The organism is Pseudomonas sp. WS 5532 (assembly GCF_012985445.1).
In the GTDB taxonomy this organism is placed as follows: domain Bacteria; phylum Pseudomonadota; class Gammaproteobacteria; order Pseudomonadales; family Pseudomonadaceae; genus Aquipseudomonas; species Aquipseudomonas edaphica.
In genome coordinates this window covers 183,239-202,414 of sequence record NZ_JAAQWK010000009.1, presented here as the reverse complement: position 1 = coordinate 202,414, position 19,176 = coordinate 183,239, and the positions used below count along the sequence as shown (strand labels likewise).

Annotated in this window: 19 protein-coding genes and 1 pseudogene; 9 read left to right on the top strand and 11 right to left on the bottom strand. The window is 59.9% G+C overall.

The window, feature by feature from the left end; translation table 11 throughout:
* Positions 1 to 43: 43 nt before the first annotated feature.
* Entirely contained in the window at positions 44 to 325 is a 282-nt protein-coding gene (locus tag HBO23_RS17485) for a GNAT family N-acetyltransferase (RefSeq protein WP_003189869.1), read from the bottom strand.
* A gap of 622 nt (positions 326 to 947) precedes the next feature.
* Between HBO23_RS17485 and oprI the strand changes: the two genes are divergently transcribed.
* Positions 948 to 1,199, top strand: a complete 252-nt coding sequence (gene oprI, locus HBO23_RS17480; RefSeq protein WP_003172710.1) for an outer membrane lipoprotei OprI — start codon at positions 948 to 950, stop codon at positions 1,197 to 1,199.
* A 135-nt stretch (positions 1,200 to 1,334) separates the two neighbouring features.
* On the opposite strand, the gene HBO23_RS17475 is transcribed toward oprI, so the two are convergent.
* From HBO23_RS17475 to HBO23_RS17465, 3 genes are all read right to left on the bottom strand, one after another.
* Entirely contained in the window at positions 1,335 to 2,306 is a 972-nt protein-coding gene (locus HBO23_RS17475) for a L,D-transpeptidase family protein (RefSeq protein WP_017136143.1), read from the bottom strand.
* An 84-nt stretch (positions 2,307 to 2,390) separates the two neighbouring features.
* Positions 2,391 to 2,681 carry a hypothetical protein gene (locus tag HBO23_RS17470; RefSeq protein WP_017136142.1) on the bottom strand — a complete coding sequence of 97 codons (291 nt, stop codon included), beginning with the start codon at positions 2,679 to 2,681 and terminating at the stop codon, positions 2,391 to 2,393.
* 58 nt (positions 2,682 to 2,739) lie between these two features.
* Complete coding sequence (locus HBO23_RS17465; RefSeq protein ID WP_017136141.1) at positions 2,740 to 3,345, bottom strand: arylesterase; 606 nt, start codon at positions 3,343 to 3,345, stop codon at positions 2,740 to 2,742.
* A 10-nt stretch (positions 3,346 to 3,355) separates the two neighbouring features.
* Here HBO23_RS17465 and HBO23_RS17460 point away from each other — a divergent pair, with 10 nt between their 5' ends.
* Both HBO23_RS17460 and HBO23_RS17455 read left to right on the top strand, forming a co-directional pair.
* Positions 3,356 to 4,039, top strand: a complete 684-nt coding sequence (locus tag HBO23_RS17460; protein ID WP_017136140.1) for an ABC transporter ATP-binding protein — start codon at positions 3,356 to 3,358, stop codon at positions 4,037 to 4,039.
* Complete coding sequence (locus tag HBO23_RS17455) at positions 4,039 to 6,549, top strand: ABC transporter permease (RefSeq protein ID WP_170038967.1); 2,511 nt, start codon at positions 4,039 to 4,041, stop codon at positions 6,547 to 6,549. The genes HBO23_RS17460 and HBO23_RS17455 overlap by 1 nt, the downstream gene beginning before the upstream one ends.
* A gap of 44 nt (positions 6,550 to 6,593) precedes the next feature.
* On the opposite strand, the gene greB is transcribed toward HBO23_RS17455, so the two are convergent.
* Entirely contained in the window at positions 6,594 to 7,067 is a 474-nt protein-coding gene (gene greB / locus HBO23_RS17450) for a transcription elongation factor GreB (RefSeq protein WP_056857197.1), read from the bottom strand.
* A gap of 126 nt (positions 7,068 to 7,193) precedes the next feature.
* A complete protein-coding gene (locus tag HBO23_RS17445; RefSeq protein ID WP_170038965.1) occupies positions 7,194 to 8,228 on the bottom strand; it encodes a hypothetical protein in 1,035 nt (344 codons plus the stop codon).
* 238 nt (positions 8,229 to 8,466) lie between these two features.
* Between HBO23_RS17445 and HBO23_RS17440 the strand changes: the two genes are divergently transcribed.
* The 3 genes from HBO23_RS17440 to HBO23_RS17430 are packed head-to-tail and all read left to right on the top strand — an operon-like array spanning position 8,467 to position 11,849.
* A complete protein-coding gene (locus tag HBO23_RS17440) occupies positions 8,467 to 9,393 on the top strand; it encodes an ABC transporter ATP-binding protein (protein ID WP_099549078.1) in 927 nt (308 codons plus the stop codon).
* Positions 9,390 to 10,115, top strand: coding sequence for an ABC-2 transporter permease (locus HBO23_RS17435; RefSeq protein ID WP_170038963.1), 726 nt, complete (start codon positions 9,390 to 9,392; stop codon positions 10,113 to 10,115). Before HBO23_RS17440 ends, HBO23_RS17435 begins: the two co-directional genes overlap by 4 nt.
* A gap of 15 nt (positions 10,116 to 10,130) precedes the next feature.
* Entirely contained in the window at positions 10,131 to 11,849 is a 1,719-nt protein-coding gene (locus HBO23_RS17430; protein WP_170038961.1) for a Gldg family protein, read from the top strand.
* A gap of 7 nt (positions 11,850 to 11,856) precedes the next feature.
* Here the strand turns inward: HBO23_RS17430 and HBO23_RS17425 are convergent, their stop codons facing one another.
* The 3 genes from HBO23_RS17425 to HBO23_RS17415 form a co-directional block, all read right to left on the bottom strand.
* Positions 11,857 to 12,165, bottom strand: coding sequence for a hypothetical protein (locus HBO23_RS17425; RefSeq protein ID WP_003172695.1), 309 nt, complete (start codon positions 12,163 to 12,165; stop codon positions 11,857 to 11,859).
* Between the two features lie 260 nt (positions 12,166 to 12,425).
* Positions 12,426 to 12,860 (bottom strand): DoxX family protein, encoded by a 435-nt coding sequence (locus HBO23_RS17420; protein WP_017136132.1) that lies wholly within the window; start codon positions 12,858 to 12,860, stop codon positions 12,426 to 12,428.
* 103 nt (positions 12,861 to 12,963) lie between these two features.
* Positions 12,964 to 14,385 (bottom strand): transglycosylase SLT domain-containing protein, encoded by a 1,422-nt coding sequence (locus HBO23_RS17415; RefSeq protein ID WP_017136131.1) that lies wholly within the window; start codon positions 14,383 to 14,385, stop codon positions 12,964 to 12,966.
* 236 nt (positions 14,386 to 14,621) lie between these two features.
* Between HBO23_RS17415 and HBO23_RS17410 the strand changes: the two genes are divergently transcribed.
* The 3 genes and pseudogenes from HBO23_RS17410 to HBO23_RS17400 form a co-directional block, all read left to right on the top strand.
* On the top strand, positions 14,622 to 15,443 hold the full coding sequence (locus HBO23_RS17410; RefSeq protein ID WP_099549080.1) for a TatD family hydrolase: 822 nt from the start codon (positions 14,622 to 14,624) through the stop codon (positions 15,441 to 15,443).
* A gap of 210 nt (positions 15,444 to 15,653) precedes the next feature.
* Complete coding sequence (locus tag HBO23_RS17405; protein WP_170038959.1) at positions 15,654 to 17,135, top strand: methyl-accepting chemotaxis protein; 1,482 nt, start codon at positions 15,654 to 15,656, stop codon at positions 17,133 to 17,135.
* A gap of 109 nt (positions 17,136 to 17,244) precedes the next feature.
* A pseudogene (locus tag HBO23_RS17400) lies at positions 17,245 to 17,493 on the top strand (terminase); the annotation flags it as partial.
* 6 nt (positions 17,494 to 17,499) lie between these two features.
* Here HBO23_RS17400 and HBO23_RS17395 read toward each other — a convergent pair.
* Positions 17,500 to 18,297, bottom strand: coding sequence for an acyl-CoA thioesterase domain-containing protein (locus HBO23_RS17395; protein WP_169985685.1), 798 nt, complete (start codon positions 18,295 to 18,297; stop codon positions 17,500 to 17,502).
* A gap of 90 nt (positions 18,298 to 18,387) precedes the next feature.
* Complete coding sequence (locus HBO23_RS17390) at positions 18,388 to 19,149, bottom strand: CHAD domain-containing protein (RefSeq protein WP_170038957.1); 762 nt, start codon at positions 19,147 to 19,149, stop codon at positions 18,388 to 18,390.
* Positions 19,150 to 19,176 lie beyond the last annotated feature (27 nt).

The window sequence follows — 19,176 nt, the reverse complement described above, 5'->3', positions numbered from 1 at the left end:
GGAATGCAGCCATGGACGCTCCGCGTCCCGCCTCACTCAATATTCAGAGCTTCGCGGCATGGCGCTGATGGCGCTCCATGTAGCGCTCTACGTAAGAGCACGAAGGGATCACGGTGTACCCGGCCTCTTCGGCGAACTTCAACGCTTCCTCGGTCAACGCAGCAGCAATGCCGCGCCCGCGCAATGCGTTGGGCACGAAGGTGCGATAGATGTCCAGGGTCTGTTTGCCCAGGTCCATATAGGTCAGATAGGCACGATGACCGTCCACATTGGTCTCGAACTGATGACCAGCCTGGTCATGGTGGATGGACAACGCCTCGCTCATCACTACTCCTCGCGGGTCTTGGATTTCGACCCCTACCTTACCGATGTTTTTCCGGCGAAGGAACATCTACGCCACCCCGTGCCGGTTTCGACAACGAGAAAACCTATAGCGCTCACAACCAGCACGTAGAGAATAGTAGGCACCAATGCTGCAATAGCTCAAGGCGCACTCGTCATCCCTTGCCGCTGGCGGTTACAGAAAGGGCTTCGATCAATCGATGATCGATAGCCTGAACATTGCCGGCAGTTGAAGCTTGAGACGAACTGCCGCTCTTAAAGTCACCTCTAGATGCGCCTACATGCGCAAAAGATGCCGGGCCAGGCAAAGGCCAACTGAAAAAAAGTGTCATCGTAGATATATAAATTTACACCTGCTTACCCAGCCTGACACAGGCTGGCCGGACCTCTCAGCTTGGATCCAGTTCCCGACGAAATGAAAATTTTTGAGCAGTTTTTATACAAACCTCCAAAAGATTAGCCAAAATAGATACGGCACAAGAATTTTTTTTGCTTCTTGCGCTACGTCAGTTTACTTACTACAAGTAATGAGTAGTATGTACGCCGGCTATCAGCTCACCCTGAGAAAGTAGCCATTTAATAGAAAGTCCTTGAAGGGGAACACGATGAACAACGTTCTGAAATTCTCTGCTCTGGCTCTGGCCGCAGTTCTGGCTACCGGTTGCAGCAGCGTCTCCAAAGAAACCGAAGCTCGTCTGACTGCAACTGAAGACGCAGCAGCTCGCTCCCAGGCTCGTGCAGACGAAGCCTACCGTAAAGCTGATGAAGCTCTGGCTGCTGCTCAAAAAGCACAACAGACTGCTGACGAAGCTAACGAGCGCGCTCTGCGCATGCTTGAAAAAGCAAGCCGCAAGTAATAATCCCTCGGGGTTGTTATCAAGCCGATCCATTCTTGGATCGGCTTTTTTATTGCCTGCAATTCAGCCCTGAATCCAGCGCAATCAAAAGCCCGCCATAGCGCAAGGCCTTGGCGGGCTTTTGATCGAACAGGCTTATTGCTGCAGATCGATAGGCGTGCTGGACACCACCGGCGTGTTGGCACCCGGTACCCCAATCTCGGTGGGCAGGCCATCTTCGGCGGCCACCACATCACGCACCTGATCCCAATTGACGCGCAAATTGTTGGCCAGGTCTTCGCGCTTGAGCAGGGCATTGATGACCGCAGTGTGCTTGTCGACCACCGAAGGCGTGCCATCGTCGTTCAGCGGCGTATGCGCTTCAAGGTAGACCTTGCCGCCACTGCTGCCGAACTTGTACGCATCGTTGATGATGCGCACCGAGGTGCCGACCGGCACCATGTCGGCCATCTCCAGCACGTTGTTGTTGAACATGCGGAAGCAACCGTGGCTTGTACGCGTGCCGATACCAAATTTCATGTTCGAACCATGGATCAGGTAACCCGGCGTGCCCAAGGTGAACTTGAACGGCCCCAGTGGGTTATCCGGCCCGGCCGGCACCACATTGGGCAGCGGGTCGCCATTGGCGGCGTGCTCGGCCTTGATCGAGGCGGGCGGGGTCCAGGTCGGGTTGGGGATTTTGCCGGTGATGGTGGTGTGCGCGACCGGCGAACCCCAGCCCTCACGGCCAATGCCCAACGGGAAGGTGTACACCACGTTCTGGCCCTTGGGATAGTAATAGAGCCGGTATTCCGCCAGGTTGATCACGATACCTTCGCGCGGGCCGGGCGGCAGAATAAACCGCGTGGGCAGCACAATCTCGGTGCCCGCGCCGGGCAACCAGGCATCCACACCCGGGTTGGCCGCGACCATTTCCGAATAGCCCAGGTCATAGGTGGTGCCCAGGTCGGCAAAGGTGTCTTCGTACTTGGCCTTGATCACCTGGACCTGACCGACGATGTCTTCACCCGGCGGGGGCAAGGGCAACTGCAAGGCTGACGCCGAACCGGCTGCACACAAGGCAGCAAGAGACAGGCAGCAGGTAACGACGGAAAGGCGCGACAACATCCGGAAAATCCTTCGCAGAACGACGGGTAGGAAAACACTGATTGTATACGTGAAGCGCGATCCAGGCATCAACCTGCCCCGCTGCTACTCGAAGCGCAGCTCTGGCCAGATCAGCGGCGTGCCACGCTTTTGCGATTCGAGAATTGCCCGGCACAGCGGGCACAGGCGCTGGTCCTGAAAAATCGCACGGTCCACCGATGACCAGCGTGGTTGCGCCGGCAACAAAGTGCCGCACAGCGTGCGGTCGATCGAGCCACCCAGCTCCAATTGACGCGCAACCAGATGCACCCGGACTTCCTGGCAGGCGAACAGATCCAGCTGCTCGTCAGGCTCGATCAGTTGGTAGTTGAACAGGGACCAGGCAGGGCGCGACATCGGGGGCTCCAGATCGGGGGGGCGCCACCTTAGCCGAAAGCCTGCCGGTAGAAAAGCGTCATAGCAGCGGTTTTAGCGTCGGCCAGACATTTTCCAGCAACTTGCCCTGTGCGCCGACTGCCGGGTGAAGCTGATCGGCCTGCATCAACTCGGGATGGCCGCCCACGCCCTCAAGGAAAAACGGCACCAGCGGGATGCTTTTTTCCTTGGCCAAGGTACCGTAGACCTCGGCAAATGCCGTGGTGTATTTAGGGCCATAATTTGGGGGCAACTGCATCCCCAGCAGCAGCACCTTGGCGCCCTTGGCCTTGGACTGGTCAATCATCGACGCAAGATTTTGTTTCAATTGCGCTGGCGGCTGCCCACGCAGGCCATCATTGCCACCCAACTCGAGAATCACCACATCCGGTTTATGCTCTGCAAGCGCCGCCGGCAGCCGCGCCAGGCCTCCGGCACTGGTGTCGCCGCTGATGGAGGCGTTGACCACTTTATCGTCGAAACCTTCGCTCTTGAGCCGTTGTCCCAGCAACGCTACCCACCCTTTGCTGGTATCCAGCCCGAAACCGGCACTGATACTATCGCCAACGATCAGGACTGTACCCGCCGCTGCGTTCTGGGCCATGCACATCAAGGCCAGGCCAGCACTCAAAAACCACATTCGCATCGGATTCTCCATGGGCGCAAGCATTCTCACCGCGCGAAACCTTAGCAAAGTGGTTCCCAGCGCGGAAGGTGAACTGACTATCCTGCACGAACTGAGCCTGGAACTGAACAAGGGCGATAGCCTGGCTATCGTCGGCAGCTCCGGTTCCGGTAAATCCACCCTCCTCGGCCTGCTGGCCGGCCTCGATCTGCCCAGCAGCGGTGAAGTCACGCTGGCCGGGCAAGCCTTGAGCACCCTCGACGAAGACCAGCGCGCACGCATACGCGCCGAGCACGTGGGTTTTGTCTTCCAGTCATTCCAACTGCTCGACAGCCTCAATGCGCTGGAAAACGTCATGCTGCCGCTGGAGCTGGACGGCCGCAAGGACGCCCGCGAGCGCGCCACCCACCTGCTGGAGCGTGTGGGCCTGGGCCAACGCCTGACCCACTCGCCGCGCCAGCTTTCCGGTGGCGAGCAGCAGCGCGTCGCTATCGCCAGGGCCTTCGCCGCCGAACCGGATGTGCTGTTTGCCGATGAACCCACCGGCAACCTCGACAGCCACACCGGCGAGCGCATCAGCGACCTGCTGTTCGAACTCAACAAAGAAAGCGGCACGACCCTGGTGCTGGTCACCCACGACGAGCGCCTGGCCCACCGTTGCCGGCGCCTGATCCGCCTTGAAGCCGGCCTGATGGTCGCGCCCCTGGAGCCTTGATGGCACGTTTGCCGCTGTTGCGCCTGTTCAGCCTTGCCATGCGCCAATTACTGCGCGACGCCCGCGCCGGTGAGTTGCGCGTGTTGTTTTTCGCCCTGCTGGTGGCGGTCACGGCCAGCACCGCCATTGGCTACTTCGGTGCACGCCTGAACGGCGCCATGCTGTTGCGTGCCACCGAATTCCTCGGTGCCGACCTGGTACTCGAAGGCAGCTCGCCGGCCCGCTTCGAGCAAATCAGGTCAGGCACCGAACTGGGCCTGGATCACGCGCGCATTGTTGAGTTCTCCAGCGTTATCGCGACCGATAATGGCATCCAGCTCTCCAGCATCAAGGCGGTCAACGAGCAGTACCCGTTGCGCGGCGAACTCAAAAGCGCCACGCAGCCGTTCGGCGCAGAAACTGCAGGAGGCGGCCCAAAACCCGGCGAAGCCTGGGTGGAAGCACGGCTGCTGACGGCGCTGGACCTCAAAGTCGGCGACAGCATCGACGTGGGCATGAAAACCCTGCGGCTGACGCACATCCTGACCTACGAGCCCGATCGCGCCGGTAACTTCTACAGCCTCACGCCACGGGTGATGATCAACCTCGCCGACCTGGACGCCACCGGCGTGGTGCAACCCGGCAGCCGCGTGAGCTACCGCGAACTGTGGCGTGCGCCCCAGGGCAGCACGGCACTGCAAACCTATCGCGACCTGGTCAAGCCGGGCCTTGCCGCCAACCAGCGCTTGCAGGATTCGCGTGACGGCAACCAGCAGATCGGCGGAGCCCTGGGCAAGGCCGAGCGTTACCTGAACATGGCCAGCCTGGTGGCAGTGCTGCTGGCCGGCGTGGCCGTGGCGCTGTCGGCCAACCGCTTCGCCAGCCGCCGTTTCGACGCCAGCGCGCTGCTGCGTTGCCTGGGTTTGTCACGCCGCGAAACAATGCTGCTGTTCAGCCTGCAACTGAGCGTACTGGGCCTGTTAGCCAGCCTCACCGGCGCCGTGCTCGGCTGGTTGGCGCAATTTGGCCTGTTCTATTTCCTGCATGACTTGCTGCCGGCCGACGTGCCGCCCGGCGGGCTGCTGCCAGCAGTGGCGGGCATCGGCACCGGGCTGGTCGCCCTCGCCGGCTTCGCATTGCCGCCCCTGGCAGCGTTGGGCCGGGTGCCGCCGCTGCGGGTATTGCGACGTGACATGCTGCCGATCCCTTCCAGCACCTGGATGGTGTATGGCGCTGCGCTGTTCACCCTCGGCCTGATCATGTGGCGCCTGAGCCTCGATCTGGTGCTGACCTTCGCATTGCTCGGCGGTGGCGTGATGGCCGCGCTGATCCTTGGCGGCCTGCTGTTGTTGTTACTGCAAAGCCTGCGCCGGCTACTGGCTCGCGCCTCGCTGCCCTGGCGCCTGGGTTTGGGCCAGTTGCTGCGCCATCCCTTGGCCGCAGCCGGCCAGTCCCTGGCATTTGGCTTGATCCTGTTGTCCATGGGCTTGATCGCCCTGCTGCGCGGCGAATTGCTCGACACCTGGCAAAACCAGCTACCCAAGGACGCCCCCAACTATTTCGCCCTGAACATCCTGCCGGCCGATAAAGACGCCTTTGGCGCCCGCCTGCTGGAGTTGCAAGCACAAGCGGCGCCGCTGTACCCGGTGGTGCCGGGCCGCTTGATCAGCATCAATGGCGCGCCAGTGCAGGAGATTGTCAGCAAAGACTCCAGCGGTGACCGCGCTGTGCAGCGCGACCTGAGCCTGACCTGGGCAGCCGACCTGCCACCGGGCAACCTCCTCACTGCAGGCGCTTGGTGGTCACAGCAACCGGGCGATGGCATCCCAGGGGTATCGGTAGAAGCCAAGGTCGCTGAAAGCCTGAAGCTGAAGCTCGATGATCACCTGGTGTTCACCGTCGGTGGCGAGAACCGCGAAGCACGGGTGACGAGCCTGCGAACCATCAACTGGGACAACTTCCAGCCCAACTTTTTCATGATTTTCCAGCCGGGCACCTTGAAGGACCTGCCCGCTACTTACCTGACCAGCTTCTATCTGGCGCCGGGGCATGACCAACAGATCGTCGACCTGTCCCGGGCCTTCCCGGCCGTCACTATCCTGCAGGTCGAAGCCTTGCTGGAGCAGTTGCGCAGCATCCTCGCCCAAGTGACCCTGGCGGTGGAGTACGTGTTGCTGTTTGTGCTGGCGGCGGGCATGGCCGTGCTGTTTTCGGGCCTGCAGGCGACTCTGGATGAGCGGATTCGCCAAGGCGCGCTGTTGCGGGCGCTGGGGGCCGAGCGCAAGTTGCTGGTCAAGGCGCGACGGATCGAGTTCGGCTTGCTGGGTGCGGTAAGCGGCTTGCTGGCAGCCCTGGGCACCGAGCTGGTGACCTGGGTGCTGTACCGTTACGCCTTTGACCTGGCGTGGCATCCGCACGCGTGGTTGCTATTGCTGCCAGTGATCGGTGCCGTGCTGATCGGCGGCGCTGGTGTATTCGGTACGCGTCGCGCGTTGAATGCCAGCCCATTGACGGTGTTACGCGAAGGTTGAAAACCAGCGCTGGCCAGCACGCCCGACGGCGTGCCGGCCAGCGTTTACTTCACATACTCGATACCCGTAATCCACCAGCACACCTCGCCGGTTGGCGTCTGCACCATGGCTTCATCGTCGACTTCCTTGCGCAGCAACGCCCGGGCCATCGGGGAGTCGATGGAGATGTAATCCATGCGCTCATAAATTTCGTCATAGCCGACGATCCGAAACCGCTTGGTCTCGCCCTGCTCATTTTCGATATCGACCCAGGCGCCGAAAAACACCTTGCCCTCCTGCTCGGGCATGTACTCCACCACCCGCATGTCTTCCAGGCGCTTGCGCAGGTAACGCACACGCCGATCAATCTCACGCAGCAGTTTCTTGTTGTATTGATAGTCCGCGTTCTCGCTGCGATCACCGAGGGACGCCGCCCAAGTCACCTTGCGGGTGGTATCTGGACGCTTTTCACGCCACAGGTAATCCAGCTCTTTTTTCAGCGCCTCATGACCTTCTTTGGTTATCAGCTTGGTACTCAAACGCGTGCATCCCCAGACAGTGTCCAATGGTGCCGATACGCCAAGGCGTCATGCCCTGGCGCCGGCCGGCTGGGGTTGATGATAAATGAACCCTGAAAAGTAGCCAGACCGTAGAACACATCAGCTTCAAGCCTGGCCGTCCAGGGTTTGATCAAGCTCCAGGAGTACACTCTGCAGGCGCTGGCGTATTCCCGCCACCTGCGACAGCGCCAGCGTCAACTTCTCAGCCTTCTGGCCAACCTCAAGGTTTCGCGCCTGCAACTGCGTTGCTTGTTGCTGCAACTCCTGGCTCCTTTCGTCCAGCTCACCCTGTTCCTGCTCGAGTCGTGCCTGCCACTGCGTCAGCATTTCCTCGCGCTCGTTCACCGCAAGTTGCTGTTGCGACAGCTCTTGGGCGACCTTTGCCAGGCTGGACAACGTGCTGTCTACCTCAACCAACGAGGCATGTTCCATCTTCGGCGCAGGTGGGCGCGGTGCAGGCGCTGCTTGCTCGACCTGAACAGGTGGCACGCTGAGCTCGACGGGCGCTGGTTCTGGTTCTGGCTCTGGTTCAGGTTCTGGCGCAGGGGCTATCGCGGCGGGAGCCTCCAATGGCTGAGCCTGGGCCGGCTCTGAAACGGGCGGCTCGACGGGCCTGGCTGGGTTCGTGGCCCTGGGCGGCGAAATCATCTGCGACGAGAAGCGAATCGAAGGCACGATCAACGAAGCACTTTCGATGGCCGGCAGTACGGGTGCCGACATGCCCAGGGTAATGACCTTCATGACCAATGCCTTCTTGATGATCATCGAGTGATGGTCCTCAGGCCTGGCGGGCGGTAACTTGCAGCCTTTCAAATCAATGAAATGAAAAGGCACCGAGGATTCGATAACGGTGCCGTTCTTAGTCCCGGAAGCGGCGGCCACCATCAGGATTTGCTTGAACACTTGCATGGCAACTTGCAGGTCTTCCTTGGACTCGACCCCGCCGAGGAAGTACCGGTCGAGTTTCTTGCGTAGCGCCGCGATGTAGACCCTGGAGTTACCAGGTTCGGTCTCTTCATCCAGGCTATAGACCAAAAAATTGGAATCGGTCTGTGCAACGGCAAACCCACAAAGCAGTGCACCGTTGACCGGCGTGTCCTGACCGCTGCGTTCAAGAACAAGCGTGCGAAGAAGCATCATGATATTCAGGCCTTATTGCGAAAGAGTAAACCTTATATAAGCGCCAGATAAATACCCGGCCATTAACTAACCTCGGAACAACGCAATTGTTTCAGCAAGTTATCCGATTCGGCGTAGGAATTATCTGAGAAGTATGTCCCCTTGTTCCCAAGTCCAATGATTAAACGTATCTTTCTCGGCGCTTACCGTGCATGACGGTACAAGTTCTTACGCCTCGCAAAACTTATTCGGTAAAAAGATGCTCGAGATAAGCAGCCTGACAAAGCGTTTGGGTAAAAGAAACGTCATCACTAATCTCTCGTTCAGCGCTCAACGCCAGGAATGTATCGGCTTGTTCGGGGAGAGTGGCGCAGGCAAAACCACACTGCTGAATGTTATCTCCGGTTTGGCCAGCCCCTCGGCCGGGCATGTCACTGTCGAAGGCTTTGATACCCAGGCTCATCCTCTGCAAGCGCGAAGAGCCCTCGGCTATCAACTCCAGGACGGCCTTAGCCATCAAACGATGTCGGTCAAAGGCGTGCTCAATTTCATTGCCGCCGTACGCGGCTTCAGCGGTGCTGAAAAACGCAGCCGGGTTGATCGAGCAGCCATGCGCCTGGAATTATCACGTGTACTCGATGCACCGATCGATACGCTTTCCGTCGGTTTGAAGCGCAGAGTCGCTATCGCCCAGGCGATCCTGCACACCCCCGGCCTGCTGCTGCTCGATGAACCGATTGAGGGGCTGGCAACGGATCAACTGCTCAAGTTCAAGACCCTGATCCAGTCACTGACCGAAGACATGACGGTCCTGATCGCCTCCCGGCATTGCGACAACCTGTCGAGCCTTTGCACGCGCGCCTTGGTCATCGCTGCAGGGCACCTTGTGGCAGACACCCCGCTGCCCGATTTGCAGCGCAACTCCCGGCATTACCGAGCTGTCACGCTGGCCGCAGAAACACCCCTGGATTTACTCGCCCTTGCCGTATTACCCGGCGTGGCAGGTATAGAAGAGGACCGGCATGCGCCCGGCACCGTAACGGTTCTGGCGATGCCCGGGCACGCCATCTACCCCCATATCAACGCACTTATCGCCAGCCGCGGCTGGAACATAACGTCACTGAATCTGGAGCCAGGTCGCCTGAACGAAGTCGTTCAGCATCTGAGCCACGAGGTCACTCTTTGAAACTGCTGCCTGTCATTTTCAAGCGCCAACTGGCCAGTTATGCCTGTACACCCAGCACGTACCTCGGTATTGCCGCGTTTCTAGTGTTGTGCGCCACCTTGGGGTTGTACACAAGCAAATGGCTGAAACAGGAAAGCGGCGACCTGCAGGTGTTTTTCCAATTGCACCCTTGGCTCTACCTGCTGCTGATTCCCATGTTGTCGACACAATTATGGTCGGACGAACACCACGCCGGCATGCGCGACATGATGAAAACCCTGCCTATCACCAGCGCAGAGCGGGTCATCGGAAAGTTTCTGGCTGCGTGGGTCGTGTGCGCAATCGCATTGCTGCTTACTTTCCCACTGGTAATCCTCGCCAACTACCTCGGCACCGCCGACAACCGTGTTATCGCTTCACAGTTTCTAGCCAGTTGGTTGCTGGCCGGCGCTTATCTTTCTGTCGGATGCTTTACGTCTACCCTGACCCACCAACGTTTGGCTGTCTTCCTGATAACGGTGGTGATGTTACTGGCCGCCAGCGGACTTTCATCGGTTCTCGACGCACTTGAGCATCAGGCGCCGATCTGGGTCGTAGACAGCCTGGTCTCGATTAACCCGATTTCGCGTTTCGGGGCTATCGACAACGGCAAACTGACGCTGCATGACGGCTTGTACTACATCAGCATGATCCTTGCCTTTCTCTCGGCATCCACCGTCACGCTCAACTACAAAACCAGTTGAGAAGGAAAGCAAACGATGCGTTCTACTCTGAGTACGGGTATGACACTGGTGGTCATATTGCTGCTTTTCCTTGCATTCAATCTCGCGTGGGTCGGCAAACTACCGAATATCCGCTGGGACTTCTCACAGCAGAAAATCCACACGTTATCGCCCCCTGCGCGACAACTGCTTGCCTCTCTGGAACACCCACTGGATTTGTATTACTTCAACTCAAGTAATGACCCCAGAAGAAGCCAGGCAATAAACCGCTTCGGCGAACGAGTGGAAGATTTACTCAAAGAGTTCGAAAAAGCGTCAGCAACCATGATTAACCTACATGTTATAGATCCTACTCCTTATTCAGAGGATGCCTACAAGGCCGGCCTGTTCGGATTGGATGACAAGCAAGGCTTTCTTGGCCTCATCGGCACCCGCCCAGGCCAGCCCGCGCAACGTATCAATGTACTGCGCCTGGATGACGAGCCCTTGCTTGAGTACGAAATCAGCCATCTGATCCACCAACTGATGCACCCCGAGCCCCCCACCGTCGGCGTATTGACGGGGTTGGCATTGAACGCGTCCGGTGAACAGTTGCTGGCACAGATGCATCAGCATTTTGATCTGACAGGCCTGGCATCAAGCACTCCGACAGTGCCCGAATCGATCAAAACCCTGATGGTTGTGCACCCGCGCGCCCTGCCGGAACAAACCCTGTATGCAATTGACCAGTTTGTATTGAGGGGCGGCAAACTGATGCTCTTTATTGACCCGGTGAGCGAGGCCGAGACAGACGCCAAACCCGTCGACACAAGGCTGGACGGGCTACTGGCGGCTTGGGGCATACAGATGCCGGCGGACAAACTGCTGGTCGATCACGCATTTGGTTCAGGTGCACCAGCAGTACTGCACCCGGCCAAGCTGAACCTGCCACGGCAAGCAATGGCGGCCAACGATGTGAGTGCCTGGAAACTGGATACAGTCATCGTATCAAGCAGCGGTGCGCTGTCGCGCGTGAGGAAAAGCCGCACCACACTCACGCCTCTGTTACAAAGCTCCAGGCGCTCCACCCTGCTGGACGCAGGCCGCTTTGCAGCAACGTCTGCAGACGACTTACTGGCTGAAGGGATACCGGCTGCCATGCAACCCCACGTGATCGCGGCGCGCCTCGAAGGCCCCGCCTACTCGGCCTTTCCAGACGGCATTGACGGGCAGCCTGCAGGCTTGCAAAAGGCCGCACAGATCGAGGTGGTGGTGGTCGCGGACACCGATTTACTGATGGACGCTGTGATCAACTCTGCGCCCAACAACAACGTGATGTTTGTCTTGAACACCTTGGATAACCTAGCGGCTCCCGACGTGCTCGCAAGCATTCAACCCCGTGCAAGCAGCCAGTCCACCCACGCACTGGAGCAACTGCGCGAGGCGGCCGCACAGGCTTATGCACAAAAGGCCGGGGAACTGCAAAAACGGCTGGAGCAAACCGAGCAAGAATGGCAACGCCTGAACCCACCGAGTATTGGCTTCGGCACCCGTGCAGTGGACACCAATATCCAGTTGCAGGCGCTCAACAAGGAACGCCTGCGGCTGCCCATGGAGTTGCAGGCACTCAAGGTCCAGGCGTATGCATCGGTGCATCGAACGGAACGCAACCTCAAGCTGCTGATGATTGGCGCAGTACCGCTGCCGTTATGCCTGATCGCCTGTGCAGTGTTCCTCTACCATCGGCGGCGTCGATCGGCGGCTGTCGTTCACTGATCAGCCGTCAACGACGCGCAATCAGCCCTTGCCGGGCGATGCGCGTCAGTTGGCGGATCACTTCCTCGGCATCGCCCGCGCTGGGTGCCTGGATAACGGCAAGATCAAAGCTGTTGCTGGCAAAACGCGCCAGGGAGTCGCCATCTTCCACAAACTGGATCAGAAATGCTGAAGGGCGCCCGGTGCGGCGCGGCCATCCGTCGAGGTAACGCAGCAAGGTCGGCTGATGCTTGCCACCCAAGAGGATTTTGGGGTTGCGTTGAGTCAGGTCCGCGGTGATCGGAGCCAGGCGTATGAGGGGGCGTGGTGCATTCATCGTGTCGTGTCTCTGCCTCAAAAGTCTGCGGGCAGGTGAGAGGCAACACCGAACCAGCGCTTTAGCGGTATTTCGAAACCTGACTCTTGATGAGTGCATGCTTCTGTCGGGCTGCATTGAGTCCCAGTGGCGCCCCGCAATTAGCTGTTTAAATCGGCGCATGAGCAGCATCCTAGAGAAGCCGGTGGGGCGATGTCAAGAATCCCGAGCAATGAAAAAGCCCGCTCATGGCGGGCTTTTTCAGCAGGTAACGCGGGTCATCAGTGGGCGATGGCGCGGTCGACCGAAAGTTTGCCAGCACCTTCGAACAGTACCGCCAACGCACCACCGAGCAAGGCCAAGGCGAACTCATAACCGTTGTTGGCCATGAACAAGCCGTTATGGATATGCACCGAGAAGATTGCCACCAGCGACAGGAAGGTCAGGCCCAAAGCCGCTGGACGCGCCAGCAAGCCGATGATCAAGGCCAGGCCGGCGAAGAACTCAGTACCGCCGGACAACACCGCCATCAGCGTGCCTGGGGTCAGGCCGAGGCTTTCCATGTATTGCGCAGTACCGGCCAAGCCGCCGCCGCCAAACCAGCCAAAGAGCTTTTGCGAACCGTGAGCGGCGAAAACGATGCCGACAAAAATTCGCAGGATGGTCAGGCCGTAACCGGCGCGAGTGGACAGAATGCGAGTGATCAGTGGGCTCATGGAGAGAATCCTTTTCAAAGTAGGGGTTGGTTGGCCGCTATATTAATCGGATCAGACAATGATAAAAGCGCAAAAATCGCCTAATACTTATCGATAAAACCGATTATTTTCGTGAGGCAATTTTCGGCGCCGACGGCTCCAAGGATTCACGTTCCCGATCAAACGCCAAGTAATACTTGTTCACGCTATTAACATAGCTGACGCCGCCCATTCCCACCTGTTCCATGGCAATACGTTCGACCTGGAAGAACCACTGATTGGGGTTCAAGCCCCGCCGGCGAGCTTCTGCACGCATACCCTGGACCCGCTCCGGCCCCATGTTATAAGCCGCCAGCACAAAGGCCATGCGCTCGCGCTCGTTGAGTTTGGGGCTGGCGAAGAACTTGCGGCGGATCATCGCCAGGTAGCGCGCACCGGCCTGCACATTGCTGTCCAGGCTCTCGATATTGTTCACCCCCACCCGCTGCGCCGCCGATGGCGTGATCTGCATCAGCCCGGTCGGCCCGCCGCTGTTGCGCGCGCCAGGGTCGAGTGCGGATTCCTTGAACGCCAGCGCGGCCAGGTTCAGCCAGTCCATACCCTGCTCGCGGGCGTGCTTTTGCAGCACCGGACGCAGTTTCTCCAGGCGCTGGCGGTCGGCGCGGGCCAGCGGGTTGCGCACTTGGTAGAGACGTCGATAGATCCGCTGGAACGCCACGTCCTGGTCGGACGGCGTATGGTAAGTCTTGAGGAAGCGATCGATACTGGCCCGCAGCATCGAGGCATCCTGGCGCACAAACCAGTATTCGTCGCCCGGCTCGCTGATCACCACCTGCCGATCAAAACGCAGTTTGGGCAGGATTTTCGACCAGCGCTCGGCAATTGGTTTTTCAACGATGGTGAGGTGGAAGATCCCGGCCTGGACCATCTCCAACACATCCTCCACGGCCAGTGTCGGGTCAACCCACTCCACCTTTACCGGCGGGCGCTTGTGCAGCGCCAGTTGCTGGTTGACCTGATTGATCGCGTCCGCCGCCGCACTGCCGGTGGTCAACGCCAGGGTGCGCCCGGACAATTGCTCCAGCTTGGTAAACCGCCGCTCACCCTTCACGCCCACCAGCCATAGCGGCACACCACTGGCAATCGGGTCGCTGGTGCTGATTTTGTGCGCGGCCTTCACATCGAGTAATTCACCCGGCGCCACCAAGTCGCCTTCGCCACGGGCCAACGCGCCGAGCAATTGGTCCTTGGCCTTGGGAATGATCTTGAGGTTGATTGCTTCTCCATCCCGGGCATGGCCGTTCAGGTATTGCTCGAAGGCTCGCAGACGATGGTATTCGACCCCGATGGCCTGGCCCTGGACCTCACCGGAACTGTTACGGCTCTGGTTGACCAGCACACGCAGGGTGCGGCTGGAACGGATCTGCGCCAAATCACGAACCTTGCCGGGCTTGGTCACTTCCAGCGGCCCGTCGAGACGTGCGACCGCCGCCATGGGCAGCAGTAACGTCAGGCACAACATAAGCAACGCCGAGGGTCGGATCATCCGCTCTCCGGAAAGAATACTGGCCAGCCATCTCGTGAAAGACGAGAAGCTGGAGGTCAGAAACAGAGCGCTTCAAGCGCTGGCAAGGCACGCAACGGTGGCGTCGGGGCAGGCGGCGGGCCAGCCACAATGTCACTTGCGACGTTCAAAGACAGCTATAACGCGTTGTAGTTCTTAGTTTTTCTTATAAATCTACAGCTCTGATATGCTTTCCGGCCGCAGGCGGAGCTAGCACCATGCAACTCATTGATATCGGCGTCAACCTGACCAACCCCAGTTTCGACGAGAGGCACCAGGCCGTTCTCGACCGTGCCTACGCCGCCGGCGTGCAACAATTGGTGCTCACCGGTACCAGCGTCGAAGGCAGCGAGCAAGCCCTGGAACTGTGCGTAAACCTCGATGACAGCGGCCAACGCCTGTTCAGCACCGCCGGCATCCACCCGCACTCGGCCAGTGACTGGAACGGCGACAGCGCCCAACGTTTGCGCGGGTTGCTCAACGAAAGCCGCGTGCGTGCGGTGGGCGAATGCGGGCTGGACTTCAACCGCGACTTTTCCCCGCGTCCGCAGCAGGAAAAAGTCCTTGAAGAGCACCTGGCACTGGCGGTTGAGCTGAAACTGCCGGTGTTTCTGCACGAACGTGACGCCAACCAGCGCCTGCTGGAGATCCTCAAGGATTACCGCGACCACCTCAGCGCCGCCGTGGTGCATTGCTTTACCGGCGAGCAACAGGCGCTGTTCAGCTACCTGGACCTCGACTTGCATATCGGCATCACCGGCTGGATCTGCGACGAGCGCCGTGGCACACACCTGCATCCGCTGGTCAAAGAAATTCCCCGTGGCCGCCTGATGCTGGAAAGCGATGCGCCGTACTTGCTACCGCGCACCCTGCGGCCGAAACCGAAAAATGGCCGCAATGAACCGGCTTATTTGCCCGAAGTGCTGCGTGAAGTGGCACTGCATCGCAATGAAACGCCGGAAGACCTGGCCGAGCACAGCACCGCCTGCTCCCGTGCGTTTTTCGGTTTGCCCTCGGTGGCAACGCAGGGTTCGACGTGAGCTCAGAAGCCATACCCGATTAAATGTGGGAGCTGGCTTGCCTGCGATGCAGACACCTTGGTATGTCAGGTGTACCGAGTTGATGCCATCGCAGGCAAGCCAGCTCACACATGATGCGGCGCATTGACCCATGTCAAAAACGCTTTCCTGAGTAGCGGCACAATAATGGCACCTTGCCAATGCTGTTTCCGCTATCAGAGAAAACCTTCCATGGGTGCCTGGCTTAGCAATATCTCGCTGAAGTACAAATTCTGGGCCGTGAATGCGGTCGCTTTCATCACCACCTTACTGCTGGTGCTCTACGCCGTGCAGCTCGAGCAACAGGCCCGCAGCGATGCATCTCGGGCCTCGGCGCAGGCCCAGGCGCGATTACTCGGTGCCTGGCCGGCCAACACCCCATTACCCAAAGATGAACATTGGCTGACCTTTGCCCGCGGCCAAACCCCATCGTTGGCTGATCAGGATCTGTCCGCCTTGAGCACCGCCAGCGGTTGGGTCGAACTCAATCACATGCCCTTGCTCGGGGAAAACCCACTGATCGGTGCCGACGTCGTCACACGGGCCGATGGCCAACAGATCGCCGTGTTGGCCTATGGCCGCAGCCTCAGTCAGGTCTTCAGCGAACGCTTCGCCAACTACGCCGTGGCCGTGTTGATCCTCATGCTGGCGATGCTCGGTGCCTCGCAGTTGTTGATCCGCTTCCTGCTCAGCCAACTCAACACCCTCAAGGACGTGATGCTGCACGTGGAGAAGACCGGCGACCTGTCGGCCCGCGTGCCCCTGGCCTGCACGGACGAGGTGGGCCAGATGGCCAGCGCCTTCAACGCCATGCAGGCCGGCTATCAGCGCGTGGTCAGTACCGTGGCGCGCACCGCCCAGCAACTCGATGACGGCGCCGCGCGCCTGGCCAGCAGCATGAACGAGGTACAGCACGGCATGCTCGGCCAGCAAAGCGAAACCGACCAGGCGGCTACCGCCATCAATGAGATGACCGCCACCGTCTACCATATCGCTCAACATGCCGGCGCTACCCGCGATCTGTCCCAGACCGCCGACACCCTCGCCGGCAGCGGCCAGGAAGTGGTCACCCGGGTACAGCGCTCTATCGCCGGCCTGTCCACCGGCGTGCAGCAGACGGCTGAAATGATCCAGAAACTCGCCGAAGACAGTCAGAAAATCAACGGTGTGGTCGGCGTGATCCACAGCATTGCCGAACAGACCAACCTGCTCGCCCTCAACGCCGCCATCGAAGCCGCCCGCGCCGGCGAAATGGGCCGTGGTTTTGCCGTGGTCGCCGACGAAGTACGCAACCTGGCCAAGCGCGTGCAAAGCTCCACCGATGAAATCACCCGCATGGTGTCGGCGCTGCAAGCCGGCACCCGCGACGCGGTGGACTTCATGCAGGAAAGCTCGTTCAAGGCTGACGACTGTGTGCAACAAGCCCAGGATGCCGGTGCCGCACTGGCCGAAATCACCAGTGCTGTGGCCCAGATGCGCGAAAGCAACACCCAGATTGCCGTGGCCGCCGAACAGCAGAGCCATGTGGCCGAAGAGATGAACCGCGCGGTGGTGAGCATTCGCGATGTCACCGAGAACACCGTGCAGCAGACGGTAGAGTCGGCCACCACCAGCAATCAGCTGGCGACCTTGGCCGGGGAGTTGAGCAAGGCGATCGGGCAATTGAAGCTATAAGCCAAACAAGGCTGGCTATGGCCTCCATAGCGAGCCTTGATTCGCCGTCCCAGGTGCCTGCGACCTAAACTTTGTCCATGTTGTTTCAACGGACAGAGGATTGATCATCATGGGCAAACGTCACCCCAACTTCCCCGCCTGGCAATGGCGCACTCAGCCACAGGCTCACCAGCACCCCACCAACCTGGGCCTGCAACTGATTGCCGTGCCTTTGCTGATCATTGGTTTTTTGTTGATGGTGTCTGGCGTATTCAGCTTCAGCCTGGCCAGTTTTGCCATCGGCGTCGTCGGCGTGTTGGCGGGCGTGGCGCTGCAACGCCACGGCCGCACGCTGGAGGCCCAGGGCAGCCAGCACTTCTGAGGCTCAGGCGAAGACCACCACGGTCTGGCGGCTGATGGCGATCAACTCGCCGCTCGGGCTCCACAGCGCGGCAGCGGCATGGCCGTAGCCGTCGCGGGCGTGCTCGATGTTGACGTAGTACTGGCACCAGTCAAGGGTGGTCAGGCTTTGCAGCGGCTGGATGAACTCGATGGTCCAGGTCAAGGTGCTGCCCGGCGCGGGCTTGGTCAGGTGCGGCAGCAAGGCCGGTGGCCAGGCGTCGACCAGAGCAAGAATATGCGACTCGGTCAGCGGCTCTTCCTTCACGTCCCCACGCAAACGCACCCAACCGCCCATGTCGCGGGATTTATTACCGGTAAACGGCAGGCCGCCGACACTCCAGCGCATCGCCAGGTGGCGCATGAATTCGGGGGTAACGCCCTTGATATAGGGCAGTTCCTGGCACTCATCCCAGTGTTTGAACACCGGCGGCGCTTCGCTCGACACATCAATTACCGACTCACGGGCCGCGCCAAAGCTGGCTTGTACCAAGGTCGCCACTTCGCCGTTCTGCACCACGCGGCCGAGCAACTGGCTGACCGCCTTGCCTTCGCGCAGCACTTCGACTTGATAACTGGCGGGCACATCCGGCGCTACCGGGCCGACAAAGGTGATGGCCAGCGAGCGCAAAGGCCGATCCGCCGGCACTTGGGCGCGCAAGGCTTCGTATTGCAAGGCAGCCACCAGGCCACCAAAGGTTGCGCGGCCCTGCGCCCACTCGGCAGGGATGCTCACTTCGAGCGGGTTGTTACGGGCGGCATCGAGCAAATCACAAAAGCGCATGGCAACCTCACATCCAGAAAACCGATGTCGGGATCTTAACCAGCAGGTTGAGCAGGCACAGCGCCTATTCCGGCCAAAAGCCGGACCGGTTTAGAAACAATCCGCGCTGAGCTTGTCCAGCACACGATCCGCCTGGCCTTCAGCCATGGCCATGGTGCGCTGCCAAACCGCAACACACGGCTGCAGGTCGGGTTGATGTTCAGCCTGGGCCAGCCATTGCCAGCAATCGTGCCAATCGCCGAGGGCGCCTTGCGCTTGCTTGAGGCGTTGCATCGCCTTGGCCGGCAGTTTGTCCAGTTCGGGGTAGGCTTCGGCCGCGTAGCGCACGCGCTTGATCAGCAGGCGCAGACGGTGGCGGTCATGATCCGGGTCTTTGAGGGCGTCATCGAGTTTCTGCGACTGCTTGGCCAGACGCTTCTCGATGCGCGGGCGCAGGCCTTTGAGCAGTCTCTGGTGTTGGGAGGCGCGGATAAAACGCGGGAAGGCATCCAGGATCAGCAGCAAATGCGCGAGTTCCGGGCTTTGCGCCACCTGGCGGTAAGCATCGGCCTGCAAACGCAGGCGCCGGTCGGCCGCCGCGTGATGGCCGTGCTGCTGCAAATACGCCGCCAGTACCTCACGGTCACGCAACGGCGTGGTCAATTGGCCGACCGTGCTGGCGGCCAATTCCAGCTGCTCGACACCCGGTAGCCCACGCAAGGGGCGCAACAAACTGCGCAGGCGCCGCACGGTGGTGCGCAGGTCATGCAAGGCTTCATCGTCGGTAACGGCGGCGAGGCGAGCCTGGCAGCTCAGTAACCCTACTTCCAGGCCAATGACCTGAGCGACTAACTGATCAACCAGCGCTGACATCCCTTCCCCCTTAACGATGAAACCCTA